The sequence below is a fragment of the Flavobacterium ammonificans genome (genome assembly GCF_020885975.1).
Classification (GTDB): Bacteria; Bacteroidota; Bacteroidia; order Flavobacteriales; family Flavobacteriaceae; genus Flavobacterium; species Flavobacterium ammonificans.
This window is the reverse complement of sequence record NZ_AP025183.1, coordinates 631794-646071: the sequence shown is the minus strand read 5'-3', so window position 1 is coordinate 646071 and position 14278 is coordinate 631794. Positions and strand designations below refer to the sequence as shown.

Genomic DNA, 14278 nt, shown 5'->3' with positions numbered 1-14278 from the left:
TTAAAAATAAGCTTATTCGTTTCTTCTTACAAAGTGAAAATCCAATTGTTTTTTAACTAAATCGGCATTTTTTACTTTTACATAAATCTCATCTCCTAGTTGTAATAAACCGTGAGAAGTGGCGCCAACTAACGCGTATTGTTTTTCGTCAAAAGTATAATAATCCTCTTTAATATCTCTAATTCGAACCATACCTTCGCATTTATTTTCGATAATTTCGACATAAATACCCCATTCAGTTACCCCTGAAATCACCCCTAAAAACTCTTGATCTTGGTGATTCTGCATGTATTTTACCTGCATATATTTGATAGAATCACGTTCCGCATTAGTAGCTAAACTTTCCATTGACGAAGAATGTAAACATTTAGTTTCGTAAGTTTCTTCATCTGCTGATTTTCCACCATCTAAATAATACTGCAACAAACGATGTACCATCACATCAGGATATCTTCGAATAGGTGACGTAAAATGGGAATAATAATCAAAAGCTAAGCCGTAATGTCCAATATTATCCGTAGAGTATTTCGCTTTACTCATACTACGAATAGCCAACGTATCTATTAAATTTTGTTCTTTAGTACCAATAACTTCGGTCAATAAATTATTTAATGATTTAGAGATATCACCTTTGTTTCTAAAGTCGATTTTATAACCAAACTTCGCAATAACAGTTTGCATTGCAATCAGTTTATCTTCATTAGGTTCGTCGTGAATACGATAAATAAAGGTTTTCTTTTGTTTACCAATAAATTCCGCTACTTTTCTATTCGCTAAAAGCATAAATTCTTCAATCAAATGATTAGCATCTTTTGAAATTTTAAAATACACTCCAGCAGGTTCTCCTTCTTGATCTAAGTTGAATTTTACTTCTACTTTATCAAATGAAATAGCACCTTCGTTCATTCTATTTCTGCGTAAAATTTTAGCTAATTCATCTAGTTTTAAAGTAGCATCAACAATTGCTGCTGAAACTTGATACGGCGCACCTGTAATAGAAATTTCTTGCGGAATTGTATCATCTTTCGTTTCTATAATATATTGCGCTTCTTCGTAAGCAAAACGTTGATCAGAGAAAATTACTGTTCTTCCAAACCATTGGTTCACCACTTGTGCTTTTTCATTGATTTCGAATACCGCTGAGAAAGTATATTTTTCTTCTTGAGGTCGTAATGAACAGGCAAAATTAGACAACACTTCAGGTAACATAGGCACTACTCGATCCACTAAATATACCGAAGTGGCTCTTTGATAAGCTTCATCATCTAAAATAGTTCCTTCTTCTAAATAAAAAGAAACATCGGCAATATGAATTCCTATTTCGTAATTTCCATTCTCTAATTGTTTGAAAGACAGCGCATCATCAAAATCTTTTGCATCTTTTGGATCGATAGTAAAAGTCAAAGTATCACGCATATCGCGACGTTTCGCAATTTCAGAAGCTTGAATACTAGTATCTATTTGTTGAGCATAGGTTTCTACTTCAATAGGAAATTCAGCAGGTAAACCATATTCAGCTAAAATAGCATGAATTTCTGTATCGTGTTCGCCTGGTTTTCCAAGTACTTTGATCACTTTTCCAAAAGGACTATCGGCTCTTTTAGGCCAATCTTCGATATGAACTAAAACTACATCACCTTGCTCCGCCTCTCCTATTTTATCTTTTGGAATAAAAATATCGGTATACATTTTTGGATTTGCAGTAGCAACAAAAGAAAAGTTTTTTTGAATATCAATAACCCCAACAAAATCAGTTTTATTTCGTTCAACAACTTCAATTACTTCACCTTCTGGTCGACGTCCTTTTCTTCGGTTATAAACATAGACTTTAACTGTGTCTTTATCTAAAGCGCGATTTAAATTATTAGATGGTATAAAAACATCTTCTTCTAGATCTGGACAAACAAAATAAGCTGTTTTACGACCTGTCATATCAATTTTACCTTCGTAATAATCTTGACTAACGGCTTTAATTAGATATTTTCCTGGTTCTGATTCGATAATTGTTTTTTGCGCAGCTAAAATTTTTAAATCTTTTATAATTTGATTTCTACTTTGTGTATCGTCTAGATCTAATTTGGCTGCTATTTGTTTGTAATTGAATACTTTATTAGCACTTTGAGATAGTATTTTTACAATTTTTTCAGAGTAAGTCTTCTCTTTTTTGAGCGGTTTTCTTAAACGCTTTCCCATATTTCTTTTCTTAAAAGTCTAAAATTACAAATAAGAAATCAGAATACCTTTTTAAAGACTCAGATTTATTAAAAATATAACTTTTATAAAAAGGATAATTATTCTTAAAAAATATTTTTTTAAAACTTCAAAGTTGTCAACATCTATTTAAAACAATAAAAAGAAAAGGAAATTTAAAATTATTTTTTAATGGTTATTATAGTGTGTTAATAGTTAGTATAAATTTTTTAAAAAAGGATTTGAAATGAAGTTACAACTAGTTATTTTTAGTTATTAACATGGTTTTTTATAGGTAAAGATTTAAAAACAAACACTTTCTTGATTTTAATTAACAGCTGTTTATAACCTAAAACTTATTCTTTTTGTAGATAAGTAAATTTTCAAAATCTGTTAATAAACGTCTTTTTTCTATTCATAACTTTTCTAAAAATTCAACAAACTAAATTAGGATTTTTAAACTGGGTTTTGGATTACATTTTTTTCTTTTACCACCATAAAAAACTTCTTATTTTCTATCTTGAGTTATGAACACAGTATGTTAATTTAATGTTATCTGAAAATCAACCAATTGCGTTTTGCTATTAACAATTCAAAATTTTAACATTTATAGTATAAAAAAGCAGTTGATTTTTAAATAATTAAAAACTATTTTTCAGGTACTAACTTGATTTATTGCTATTTGTAACGCTTTTTAAAAGCGTTTATTTTTTGGTTAATAAACAAACAAAGAAACCAATCTATTTATGAATTCTAACTCAAAATCTTTCCTTAATTTTGAACACGAACTTAACACACTACTAACAATGAATATTTCTATTGGAAACGACCACGCAGGTCCAGAATATAAAAAAGCAATTGTGGCTATGCTTGAAGCAAAAGGCCACCAAATCACTAATTACGGAACCGATTCTTTTGATGCGGTAGATTATCCAGATTTAGCGCATCCTGTAGCTAAAGATGTAGAAGAAGGAAAAGCAGATTTTGGAATTGTGATTTGCGGTAGTGGTAATGGAATTGCCATGACAGTGAATAAACATCAAAAAGCGCGTGCGGCTTTATGTTGGATGAAAGAAATCGCAGCTTTAGCTCGTTTACATAATGATGCGAATGTGATTAGTATTCCAGCTCGTTATACTTCTGTTCCGCAAGCGGTAGAAATGGTAGAAACCTTTTTAAACACAGAATTTGAAGGTGGAAGACATCAAAACCGCGTGAATAAAATTGCTTGTCAATAAATTCATATAGTGTCAGTAAAATAGAGCGCTAGCACTACTAAAAACTGAAATAACACAATACTCCAAAACTTCCAAAGGAAACTTCTTTTGGAAGTTTTGTGTTTAAATACCCACATCCCGAAACCAGTTCCTATACTTCCTCCAAATAAAGCCCATAGTAATAAAGTGTTTTCTAAGATTCTTCTTTTTTTATTTCGAGCTAAATACTTGTCGTAACCCATCATAAAGAAGCTCAAAAAGGAAATGGCTAAAAAATAAAAATATAAAAGTGGCATAGGAGAGGTGTTTTTTAAACTTTACCTTTTAAATAACCAAAAAAAGCAAAATAAGTGAACATAAATTTAATTTTTTAAAGTTTCAGTTTTTATTCTAGTTTCTAGTTTTTTACAATTCTTGCATTCATAGTAAATTCTAAATGTTTTAGTGGTAGCTGGAACCATAACTTCTCTAGATCGTATTATTTTGCCTTTAATATCTTTCGTATTAATTGTTTCTTTTATTTTACTTGCCTTTTGGCTTATTAATTCTTTGTCTGTTTTTTGAAGAACACCCAATTTACCACAAAAATTACATTTCCTATCTAATAAATAATAAACTAAATAACCAATTACACAAACAATAACAGATAAGCCTATCCAATTTTTCATAAAAATCTCTTCCATTTTCAACTAATTTTATTAATTATTTCTTTTCTAAACTTTTCTCTAATTTCTAACTCTTCATCTTTTATTTTAGAAACAAATTCATTGAAATATTTTTCATCGCGGTATAATTTTATTAATTCTACCTTGTCTAAATGTTCAATTTTTTCGTGTCTTTTAAAACCCACAGGATTGTACCAAGCAAAAGTATGATTTCCAGTTGCTACATTTTTATCCCCCCGGATCTCTTTAAATGATTTAAAAAACACACCGTTTTTATGAATAATGCTTTTATTTTCACTTCCTTCAAAATATTTATATCCTATATAAACCCCGTCTCCATCTTGGTTTATAACAATGTCAATATATTTATTTTCATTCAATTCAATTTTTGGATTACCAATTAATTTAAATATTTTTTGTTTTAATTCTTCAACAATATTGTTTAATTCTTGATTGATAATAGGAATTAAATTTACATTTTCAACCGTTATTAAATCTCTTATTTCTTCGCTCATTTTGTTATTATTTGATTGGTTGGTAAGTTGTTGAATTAAAATTAAATATTGATTTAGTGTTTCTCTAATAAAAGGTTTGTTTGTCATTTCCTTTATACATTTTTCAAGCCATTCCTTGATGTCGATTTGATAAGAACAACATATGAAATCTTGGTTCAAAATTAAACCACCTTTTGAGCCACCGGTAGGCTCCTTTCCTTCTAATGTTAAATAAATAATAGGTTGGTTTCTGTAGTAATTATTGTATCTAAGCAATTGTTGGTCTTGGTCACCAGCATAAATTTTATTTTCAATTATAATATTTTCCTGTTCTGATGTTATAACAATATCTACTCGACCACCTTCTACTGTTTCAAAGTTAACACCACCAAGATGAATTTCTTTTTTAGCTGTTGAGTTTGAAGTATTAAATTTTTTAAAATAATCGTAATAAGAATGTGGTTCTTCTTTAAAGCGATTATTTATTTGTTCTAAAAATAATTTTAAAAACACATCTTTTTGACCGTGTTTTCCTTTTGCATCTAGCAAATTTGTTAGAATTGACGAATGACTCAGTTCATTTGAACAAACACCTAGTATATCAAATATATTATAGTTTTCGCCAGAATATTCAGCTAAATCATTATATTTATTTTGAATGATTGTTGCGTTTTGCAAAAGAGTTTTTAATGTTTCCATTTTTTTATTTAAGACAAAAATCCTAATAATTTTCTTATAAAAAGTTGTGATTTTGCAAGTATTCGATAAATTTATTTTTTCTTTCTTTGCACTTCAAATTACCTACAATGACCAACATTCAGTTCATCGCAAAATCGGTACCAACTGCCGCAATCAACATTCAAAAAACAGTTCAATTATTAAACGAAGATTGTACCATTCCATTTATTTCTCGATATCGAAAAGACCAAACTGGAAATCTAGACGAAGTAGTGATTGAGCAAATTGCTAAATTGAATAAACAATACGATGAGATTGTAAAACGCAAGGAAAGCTTTCTCAAAACCATCGAGGAGCAAGGTCAACTTTCGCCTGAATTAGCCAAAAAAATCCAAGACAGTTTTGATTTACAAGAGTTGGAAGATTTGTATTTGCCTTTCAAAAAGAAGAAAAAAACTAAGGCCGATGTGGCGCGAGAAAATGGTTTGGAGCCATTAGCAAAAATCATTTTTGCACAAAACAATGACAATATTGACTTTATTTCGACTCAATATGTCAATGAAAATGTAATCAATGAAGAGGCTGCTTTGCAAGGCGCACGAGATATTATCGCCGAATGGATTAATGAAAACATTCACGTTCGACAACAATTACGACGCTTGTTCCAGCGAAAAGCAACCATTACTACCAAGGTGGTGAAAACCAAAAAAGAAGACGAAGCGGCTCAAAAATTTTCCCAGTATTTTGATTGGTCGGAATTATTAAGCAAAACACCGCCTCATCGATTAATGGCGATGTTGCGTGCCGAAAATGAAGGTTTTGTAAAACTAAAAATCGAAGTGGATATTGACGAGGCGTATGATATTATTGACGAAATTATTTTGAAACGTCAAAACGATACTACACCGCACATTCAACTAGCCATTGAAGACAGTTACAAACGATTGTTGCAACCTGCTATTGCTAATGAAACATTACAAGAAGCTAAGGCTAAAGCCGACGCGAATTCCATTCAGGTTTTTGCAACTAATTTAGGGCAGCTTTTATTGGCGCCACCATTGGGAGAAAAACGAATTTTAGCGATTGATCCAGGGTATCGTTCGGGTTGTAAAATAGTCTGTTTGGACGAAAAAGGCGATTTGTTGTACAACGAAACGATTTACCCGCACGCACCTCAAAATGAAGAGGCTATGGCCATGAAAAAAATCCGTTCGATGGTCAATTCCTATAAAATTGATGCGATTGCCATTGGAAACGGAACCGCTTCGCGCGAAACGGAATTTTTTGTCAAAAAAATTGCTTTTGACAAGGAAGTTCAGGTTTTTGTGGTGTCAGAAGCTGGCGCTTCGGTTTATTCGGCATCGAAAATTGCCCGTGAAGAATTCCCTAATTACGATGTCACTGTTCGAGGTTCGGTTTCTATTGGGCGACGATTGAGCGATCCATTGGCGGAGTTGGTTAAAATTGATCCAAAAGCCATTGGCGTAGGCCAATACCAACACGATGTAGATCAAAATAAATTGAAAGAAGAGTTGGATGCCACGGTGATTCGTTGTGTGAACTCAGTAGGAATTAACATCAATACGGCAAGCAAGCATTTGTTGAGTTATGTGAGTGGAATAGTAGAGAAGCTGGCTGAAAATATTGTGCAATACCGTTCCGAAAACGGTCCTTTCGACGATCGAAAACAACTGAAAAAAGTGCCTCGTTTGGGAGACAAAGCGTTCCAACAAGGCGCGGCTTTTATCCGAATTAAAGAAGGAAAAAACCCATTAGACAATTCGGCGGTGCATCCAGAAGCGTATCCGATTGTAGAAAAAATGGCAAAAGATTTGAAACTTTCGGTACACGATTTAATTGGCAACAAAGACAAAACCGCCTTAATCAAACCTGAAAATTATACCACGCCCGAAATAGGTTTGTTGACTTTAAAAGATATTATCAAAGAATTGGAGAAACCAGGTTTGGATCCAAGAAAATCAGCTAAAATATTTGAGTTTGACCCGAATGTCAAATCCATAAAAGACCTAAAATCAGGAATGATTTTACCGGGAATTGTAAATAACATTACCAACTTTGGATGTTTTGTGGATATTGGAATTAAAGAAAGCGGTTTGGTTCACATTTCCCAACTCAAAGCGGGTTTTGTGAGCGATGTGAATGAGGTAGTCAAACTACACCAACACGTTGAGGTTAAAGTAACTGAAGTGGACGAAGACCGCAAACGAATTCAGTTGACAATGGTGTTGTAAATAGAAATATTTTGTAAGTTTGTTTATTAAAAATCAGATACTAATGACGGCAATTACAATCACTCCTAGAAACAAAAAAGAACTTCTGGCTCTGAAACAGTTTATCAAAGTGAATGATTTAACTTTCGAAGAATCTGTTTCTGAAGTGAATGAACAAAGCTCATCGAAAAGTTCCATTTCAAAAATGCCAAAAGATTTTGAAAAAGAAATGAAAAATGCCATCACAATTGATGAGTTTTCTAGTAAGACTACTTGTTTTTTAGAGGGCTTATCATGGAGCAAATAAGAATTTTTTTCAAAAAAGAAGTACTAGAATCTTTTAATGACTTGGTTTTTGAATTGTACTCCAAAGATTATTTTGCATCATTAGATTATGCCATTGATTATAAAGACAAATTAGTTTCATTCATTAATAATTCTATTGCCAGTTTTCCTCATAAAACCACCCCAAAGAAATTAAAGCATTTTGGAGAACAGTATATTTTTTATAATTCCAATCATAGAACCACTTGGTATGTTTTTTTTAAAAAACACGAACAAATTTATATTATTACAGCAATTCTAAATAACCATTCACATCACGCTAAACATTTATAAAAAAATAAATACATAAGATCATAAAAACAAAAAACCCAAGTTAATTAACCTGGGTTTTTTATTAGAATATGTAAAGAATTACTCTTTAGTATCTTCTTTCTTAACTGCAGACGAATCGTCTTTAGCTGCGTTTTTAAATTCTTTAATTCCACTTCCTAAACCTTTCATTAGTTCTGGAATCTTTTTTCCTCCAAAAAGCAATAATACAACTGCTAAAACGATAAGGATTTCTGGTAAACCTATTCTTCCCATGATTTATTATTTTTATGCCGAAGCAAATTTGTTTAATAATGAAGTACAAATGTATATAGAATTAGCGAATAGCAATTCTTTTTTGATCATTTATTTAGTTTCAAAAGCGTTAAATTTGTATTAAAACGTGATTTAGTAGTCTTTGTACTTCTAAAATCAAGTCATAACATCAAAGACAATAATTGTTTATATTTGTTCAATAAACCACAAGCAATGTCTAAAAAGGGATTAAAAAGACAGCAATTAAAAGAAAATTTATTCAATAAAAGGCGTTTAATCATTTTAAATGAAGACACTTTTGAAGAAACCTTCTCTTTAAAACTAACCCTGATGAATGTTTTTGTAGTATTGGGTTTAGGCGCTATTTTCATCATTTTTGTCACTACATTTATTATTGCTTTTACTCCTTTACGCGAGTTTATTCCGGGATATTCTTCTTCTAAATTAAAACGAGACGCTACAGAATTAGCTTTAAAATCAGATTCTCTTTCGCGCGCATTGGAACAAAACGAAGCCTACATTAAATCACTTAAAAAAGTGTTGACAGGCGAGTTAGAGTTCGCTAAATTCAATAAAGATTCTATTTTATCATCTGTAGATGAAGCTCCAGTAGAGGGAAGTTTATCAGCGTCAAAAGAAGAATTAGATCTTCGAAAAACAGTAAACAAAGAAGAGCAAAAAGCTTCCAAAAAGAAAAAATAAAACCAACAGCATGTCTATAAAATCTATTGCGGCTCGATTATTTGCACGTCAAGTGGTAAAAAAAACACAAGCTTGGGCCAGTAACCCTGTAGCAACCCAAAACAAGGTGTTCCAAGAATTAATTCGTCAAGCGAAAGACACGCAGTTTGGGAAAGATCATCATTTTGCCCAAATTCAATCTCCAGCTGATTTTGCCCAACAAGTTCCTATTCGCGATTATGAAGAACTAAAACCCTATGTTGATCGAGTGGTAAAAGGGGAGGAGAACGTGCTTTGGAAAGGAAAACCACTTTATTTTGCTAAAACTTCAGGAACCACTTCGGGGGCAAAATACATTCCGTTGACCAAGGAATCCATGCCGTACCATATCGAAGCGGCTCGTAATGCCATTTTGCATTACATTCACGAAACAGGCAATTCCGATTTTGTGGATGGTAAAATGATTTTTCTACAAGGAAGCCCTATTTTAGAAGAAAAAAATGGAATAAAATTAGGGCGTTTGTCTGGAATTGTCGCGCATTTTGTTCCCAAATATTTACAAAAAAACCGCATGCCTTCCTGGCAAACCAATTGTATTGAAGATTGGGAAACCAAAGTCAACGCCATTGTTGAGGAAACTTTCAATGAAAACATGTCGGTGATTTCAGGAATTCCGTCTTGGGTTCAAATGTATTTTGAAAAACTGCAGCAAAAAGGAGGCAAGCCTGTTGGCGAAATCTTCAAAAACTTCAATTTGTTCATTTATGGCGGAGTCAATTACGAACCCTATCGTGCTAAATTTGAAAATTTAATCGGTCGAAAAGTCGATTCAATTGAGCTTTTCCCGGCTTCGGAAGGTTTTTTTGCTTACCAAGACTCCCAAAAAGAAAAAGGCATGTTACTGTTGTTGAACTCTGGAATTTTCTACGAATTCATTAAGAGTGACGAATTTTCGAGTCCCAATCCTAAGCGCTATACCATTGGCGAAGTAGAATTGGGTGTGAATTATGTTTTAATTTTGTCTACCAATGCAGGACTTTGGGCATACAATATTGGCGATACTGTTCAGTTTACAAGTTTACAACCGTATCGTGTGATAGTTTCAGGTCGTATTAAACATTACATTTCTGCTTTTGGAGAACACGTGATTGGTAAAGAAGTAGAAAGCGCTTTACAAGAGGCAATGCAAGGAACAACAATTCGCGTGAATGAGTTTACGGTTGCTCCACAAATCAATCCAGCCGAAGGATTACCGTACCACGAATGGTTGATCGAATTTGATGCTGAAGCCTCTGGAGAACCCGATAATTTAGAAGCATTTGCTCTACAAATAGACAACGCCATGCGCAAACAAAACGTATATTATGACGATCTAATTGTGGGTAACGTTTTACGACAATTAGTGATTACTAAAGTCCCTAAAAACGGCTTCCAAGATTATATGAAATCCATAGGAAAATTGGGAGGCCAGAATAAAATTCCGCGACTGTCTAACGACAGAAAAATAGCAGATTTTTTCAGTAACGCTAAATATTTCTAATGTCATTCTGAATTTATTTTTAGAATCCAAATAAAAATTGAAATCGAAGATTCAACGAAGTTAACCATCCCGACACTTCGAGACAGTTTGACACACTTAATATCCAATTATGAATAAGTTTTATTTTTTAGTGTTGGCTTCTCTTTCACTTTCCGCCCAAATCAAAGGTGTGGTCAAAGACAGTATTTCGGGCCAACCGATACCGTATGTTAATATTTGGGTAGAGAATGAATCAGTTGGCACCACTTCAGGGACCGATGGCAGCTTTTCATTAGATATAAAAGAAGAAAAAGTTTTGGTTTTTTCGGTTTTGGGTTTTGAAATAAAGAGAGCCTCCTCAAAAAGCGAGATAATTTTTTTGACACCCAAAGTTTTCGAATTAAAAGAGGTGGTTATTGAACGACCAAAATTTCAAAGAGAAATAGAAATTGGGCAAAAACTTCAAAAAAAAGCAATTCGAATTTCTGATAAAATAGGTAATTTGAAAGCGCTTTATTTTCCCTTCCATGAAAGTTACGCCGAGTCAAGATTTTTCAAAAAAGTAAAAGTTTTTACACAATCTCAAATTGCTAACGCTAAATTTAAATTGCGAGTTTTAAGCCTAAATAGCAAAGGGTTTCCAGATGCAGATTTAATTGAAGAAGAAATTATTGTAACGGTTAAAAAAGGAAGAAATGAAAACATAATCAATTTTGAAAAATACAATCTTGTATTTCCAGACAATGGTGTTTTTATAGTTTTTGAAACACTCTTTTTAGACACGAATAAAAGTTATACACGTTTTGCAAATCAAAAATCAAAAGCAATAACATATGAACCTGGTTTGTCATATAATCTTGTTGAAGAAGAGAATAGTTTTGTTTTTACCTCAAAAGGATGGTATAAATTCCCAAGACAACCAAGAAGTCAAAAGGGTGATTTTAAAATATACGACAATAAGGTTTTTGAACCAGCCATCAATCTAATTCTAACCAACTAAAAATAAAATTGTACTTTTGCAGGTTAAAAAATATATAAAGATGATAGAAATCAAAAACATTTCGCGCTCTAGAGCGCAAGAGTCGTCAGCAGCTATTGAACGACTGTACATTACCATGAGGCATTTATTTAACCGCGGTTTTTATAAGCCGATGGGAGTTTCGGGAGACACTTTACGCGAAGCTTTACTAGCTTTACGTCCTGAAATTTACGGAAATATTGCCGACGAAAAAGTAGAATTAAACGGACTTTTGTACGTTATTGAACGACTTCCTATTGGGATTGAAGAATGCCGATTTATCAATTTAACTTCAGAAGAAGGCTATTCAAAATCGCACTTTAAAGCGATTGTTCCTCCAAAAAGACGTCGTAATTGCTACCGTATTGATGAAGACCAAATGAACGTGGTTATTACCCGAGGGCGTTCAGACATTTACGATATTTTGACGCACTTGACCTTTATCTTCATCGAATCGCACAAAATTAAAAACAGAGTGTTGTTGGACGAAGCAGGCGAAGTGTCACACGATTGGAAAAAATTAGAAATTGCGGTTCAGCAACCCAAAAAACTAACCCAAATAGAAAAAGAGAAAGCAATTTCTCACACCGCTAATATTTTAGGCAGAACCTTCGAAGAAGTTTTAGACATTTACGATGCATTTGGTTCGGCTACCTCGCCAGATCGTTTCTTACACGTAATTTATTGGTTAGGAAAATTAGCCATTGAAGAAATTGTAGAAAACAACAAACGAACCATCACTTTCAGCCCAGTCTTGAGAGAGCGTTTGGGACACCATATTCACGGCGAAATTTGGGCAACTAATATCAAAGAAGTTTTAAAAGAAAATAATTTATTAGGCAGACCTATTCATGTCATTAGTGCTAATATGCACTCGGTAATGAATTCCATTTTTGCCGTTCCGGCTTTGAAAACGAAGTTCAAAAACCAATCGGATTTTGTTATTTATGAAGAATTGAGTAAGTCTGGAGCCAATGATGTTCGTGATTTGGTTGAAGCGGTGGCCTTGAAGCAAGGAATGATTTCGTTGCCAGACACTTCAGGAACAAACATCGATGTTCAGATTTTTGACACTGCTAAAATAGATTGGAGTAAAACCTCTTTTCCTAAAGCTAATTTAGGCGACGAAAAACCAGTGCTAATTGTAATGGATTATGCTTTTGGAGAGCAAGCCTATGAAACGATTGACGAGTTGTTTAAACCTTACAAAAAAGAAACGTTCTTAAACGCTCAGTCGATTTCCATTATGGGAAAAGCGGGAATTTTAGAAGGAGGCAAGGGCGATATTATGATTCCTAATGCGCATATCAACGAAGGAACAGCGGACAATTACTTCTTTGAAAATGAATTAACTGCGGAGATGTTTGAAGGCAACGATATTGCAGTATTTGCAGGTCCAATGGTAACTGTTTTAGGAACTTCATTGCAAAACAGGGATTTGTTAAAATTCTTTCACGAATCGACTTGGAGAGCAATCGGACTAGAAATGGAGGGCGCGTATTATCAAAAAGCCATTCAATCGGCTTCGAGAATTAGAAAAAGTGTGCCTAAAGACATCAAAGTGCGCTATGCGTATTATGCTTCTGATAACCCATTAGAAACCGGAAGTACATTGGCTTCAGGAGGTTTAGGAACTACAGGAGTAAAACCAACGTATTTGATTACGATCAAAATTTTGGAACAAATTTTTAATGTAAAATAATCAAATGCCAATTATGAAACGAATATTGATAACAGGAGCGGCGGGATTTTTAGGGTCGCATCTTTGTGACCGATTTATAAAAGAAGGCTATCTTGTTATAGGGATGGACAATTTGATTACGGGCGATTTGAAAAACATTGAGCATTTATTCAAGTTGGAAAACTTCGAATTTTACCACCATGATATCACTAAATTTGTTCACGTTCCAGGAAAGTTAGATTACATTTTACATTTTGCTTCGCCAGCAAGCCCGATAGATTATTTAAAAATTCCGATTCAAACCCTAAAAGTTGGTTCGTTAGGAACACATAATTTATTAGGATTGGCACGTGTGAAAAAAGCGCGAATTTTAATTGCTTCGACTTCAGAAGTCTATGGCGATCCTTTGGTGCATCCACAAACTGAAGAATACTATGGCAACGTAAATACAATAGGCCCAAGAGGCGTGTATGACGAAGCCAAACGTTTCCAAGAATCGATTACCATGGCGTATCACACCTTTCACGGTGTAGAGACTCGCATAGTTCGAATTTTTAATACCTACGGCCCAAGAATGCGTCTCAACGATGGAAGAGTTATTCCTGCCTTTATTGGTCAAGCCATTCGCGGAGAGGATTTAACCATTTTTGGCGACGGAATGCAAACCCGTTCTTTCTGTTATGTAGACGATCAGGTGGAAGGAATTTTTAGGTTACTCCATTCGGATTATGTGTATCCAGTGAATATTGGGAATCCAGATGAAATTACCATCAAAGATTTTGCTGAAGAAATCATCAAATTAACAGGAACGAATCAAAAAGTAGTTTATCATCCGTTGCCTATTAACGACCCTTTACAACGTCAACCCGACATTAGCAAAGCCAAAGAATTATTGGGTTGGGAGGCCAAAGTAGGGCGAGCCGAAGGAATGAAAATTACCTATGAGTATTTTAAATCCCTTTCGCCAGAAGAACTCTCAAAAGAGGAACACAAAGATTTTTCGAATTATATTAAATAACTTTTTATTGGCTTTT

The 14278-nt window shown here is 33.5% G+C and carries 14 protein-coding genes; 9 read left to right on the top strand and 5 right to left on the bottom strand.

Features of this window, described 5'->3' with window-relative positions:
- Positions 1-12: 12 nt before the first annotated feature.
- Complete coding sequence (gene rnr, locus LPC23_RS02895) at positions 13-2193, bottom strand: ribonuclease R (protein WP_229330972.1); 2181 nt, start codon at positions 2191-2193, stop codon at positions 13-15.
- 803 nt (positions 2194-2996) lie between these two features.
- Between rnr and rpiB the strand changes: the two genes are divergently transcribed.
- The gene (rpiB, locus tag LPC23_RS02890) at positions 2997-3428 is read left to right on the top strand and encodes a ribose 5-phosphate isomerase B (RefSeq protein WP_229330971.1); all 432 of its coding nucleotides are present in this window, start codon (positions 2997-2999) and stop codon (positions 3426-3428) included.
- 2 nt (positions 3429-3430) lie between these two features.
- On the opposite strand, the gene LPC23_RS02885 is transcribed toward rpiB, so the two are convergent.
- From LPC23_RS02885 to LPC23_RS02875, 3 genes are all read right to left on the bottom strand, one after another.
- The gene (locus LPC23_RS02885) at positions 3431-3703 is read right to left on the bottom strand and encodes a DUF1294 domain-containing protein (RefSeq protein ID WP_229330970.1); all 273 of its coding nucleotides are present in this window, start codon (positions 3701-3703) and stop codon (positions 3431-3433) included.
- A gap of 66 nt (positions 3704-3769) precedes the next feature.
- Positions 3770-4090, bottom strand: coding sequence for a hypothetical protein (locus LPC23_RS02880; protein WP_229330969.1), 321 nt, complete (start codon positions 4088-4090; stop codon positions 3770-3772).
- Positions 4091-4092: 2 nt separating this feature from the next.
- Positions 4093-5265, bottom strand: coding sequence for a PDDEXK-like family protein (locus tag LPC23_RS02875; RefSeq protein ID WP_229330968.1), 1173 nt, complete (start codon positions 5263-5265; stop codon positions 4093-4095).
- Between the two features lie 107 nt (positions 5266-5372).
- Here LPC23_RS02875 and LPC23_RS02870 point away from each other — a divergent pair, with 107 nt between their 5' ends.
- From LPC23_RS02870 to LPC23_RS02860, 3 genes are read left to right on the top strand one after another with little or no spacing between them, the layout of a single operon-like run.
- Complete coding sequence (locus LPC23_RS02870) at positions 5373-7496, top strand: Tex family protein (protein WP_229330967.1); 2124 nt, start codon at positions 5373-5375, stop codon at positions 7494-7496.
- Positions 7497-7539: 43 nt separating this feature from the next.
- Positions 7540-7782 (top strand): hypothetical protein, encoded by a 243-nt coding sequence (locus LPC23_RS02865; RefSeq protein ID WP_229330965.1) that lies wholly within the window; start codon positions 7540-7542, stop codon positions 7780-7782.
- Positions 7770-8093 carry a hypothetical protein gene (locus LPC23_RS02860; protein WP_229330963.1) on the top strand — a complete coding sequence of 108 codons (324 nt, stop codon included), beginning with the start codon at positions 7770-7772 and terminating at the stop codon, positions 8091-8093. The genes LPC23_RS02865 and LPC23_RS02860 overlap by 13 nt, the downstream gene beginning before the upstream one ends.
- 78 nt (positions 8094-8171) lie before the next feature.
- On the opposite strand, the gene tatA is transcribed toward LPC23_RS02860, so the two are convergent.
- Positions 8172-8345, bottom strand: coding sequence for a twin-arginine translocase TatA/TatE family subunit (gene tatA, locus LPC23_RS02855; protein WP_229330961.1), 174 nt, complete (start codon positions 8343-8345; stop codon positions 8172-8174).
- A gap of 213 nt (positions 8346-8558) precedes the next feature.
- Between tatA and LPC23_RS02850 the strand changes: the two genes are divergently transcribed.
- The 5 genes from LPC23_RS02850 (at position 8559) to LPC23_RS02830 (ending at position 14262) form a co-directional block, all read left to right on the top strand.
- Entirely contained in the window at positions 8559-9047 is a 489-nt protein-coding gene (locus LPC23_RS02850) for a peptidase (protein ID WP_229330959.1), read from the top strand.
- 10 nt (positions 9048-9057) lie between these two features.
- Positions 9058-10566: a GH3 auxin-responsive promoter family protein gene (locus LPC23_RS02845; RefSeq protein WP_229330957.1), complete on the top strand. Its 1509-nt coding sequence runs from the start codon at positions 9058-9060 to the stop codon at positions 10564-10566.
- A gap of 109 nt (positions 10567-10675) precedes the next feature.
- A complete protein-coding gene (locus tag LPC23_RS02840; RefSeq protein ID WP_229330954.1) occupies positions 10676-11545 on the top strand; it encodes a carboxypeptidase-like regulatory domain-containing protein in 870 nt (289 codons plus the stop codon).
- Between the two features lie 40 nt (positions 11546-11585).
- Entirely contained in the window at positions 11586-13265 is a 1680-nt protein-coding gene (locus tag LPC23_RS02835; protein ID WP_229330953.1) for a DUF6909 family protein, read from the top strand.
- A 13-nt stretch (positions 13266-13278) separates the two neighbouring features.
- The gene (locus LPC23_RS02830) at positions 13279-14262 is read left to right on the top strand and encodes a UDP-glucuronic acid decarboxylase family protein (protein ID WP_229330951.1); all 984 of its coding nucleotides are present in this window, start codon (positions 13279-13281) and stop codon (positions 14260-14262) included.
- The last annotated feature ends 16 nt before the right edge of the window (positions 14263-14278 follow it).

Excerpts from the sequence above, each read along its gene's own strand:
- rnr (WP_229330972.1), bottom strand. The coding sequence starts at position 2,193 with ATGGGAAAGCGTTTAAGAAAACCGCTCAAAAAAGAGAAGACTTACTCT.
- rpiB (WP_229330971.1), top strand. The coding sequence starts at position 2,997 with ATGAATATTTCTATTGGAAACGACCACGCAGGTCCAGAATATAAAAAA.
- LPC23_RS02885 (WP_229330970.1), bottom strand. The coding sequence starts at position 3,703 with ATGCCACTTTTATATTTTTATTTTTTAGCCATTTCCTTTTTGAGCTTC.
- LPC23_RS02880 (WP_229330969.1), bottom strand. The coding sequence starts at position 4,090 with ATGGAAGAGATTTTTATGAAAAATTGGATAGGCTTATCTGTTATTGTT.
- LPC23_RS02875 (WP_229330968.1), bottom strand. The coding sequence starts at position 5,265 with ATGGAAACATTAAAAACTCTTTTGCAAAACGCAACAATCATTCAAAAT.
- LPC23_RS02870 (WP_229330967.1), top strand. The coding sequence starts at position 5,373 with ATGACCAACATTCAGTTCATCGCAAAATCGGTACCAACTGCCGCAATC.
- LPC23_RS02865 (WP_229330965.1), top strand. The coding sequence starts at position 7,540 with ATGACGGCAATTACAATCACTCCTAGAAACAAAAAAGAACTTCTGGCT.
- LPC23_RS02860 (WP_229330963.1), top strand. The coding sequence starts at position 7,770 with ATGGAGCAAATAAGAATTTTTTTCAAAAAAGAAGTACTAGAATCTTTT.
- tatA (WP_229330961.1), bottom strand. The coding sequence starts at position 8,345 with ATGGGAAGAATAGGTTTACCAGAAATCCTTATCGTTTTAGCAGTTGTA.
- LPC23_RS02850 (WP_229330959.1), top strand. The coding sequence starts at position 8,559 with ATGTCTAAAAAGGGATTAAAAAGACAGCAATTAAAAGAAAATTTATTC.
- LPC23_RS02845 (WP_229330957.1), top strand. The coding sequence starts at position 9,058 with ATGTCTATAAAATCTATTGCGGCTCGATTATTTGCACGTCAAGTGGTA.
- LPC23_RS02840 (WP_229330954.1), top strand. The coding sequence starts at position 10,676 with ATGAATAAGTTTTATTTTTTAGTGTTGGCTTCTCTTTCACTTTCCGCC.
- LPC23_RS02835 (WP_229330953.1), top strand. The coding sequence starts at position 11,586 with ATGATAGAAATCAAAAACATTTCGCGCTCTAGAGCGCAAGAGTCGTCA.
- LPC23_RS02830 (WP_229330951.1), top strand. The coding sequence starts at position 13,279 with ATGAAACGAATATTGATAACAGGAGCGGCGGGATTTTTAGGGTCGCAT.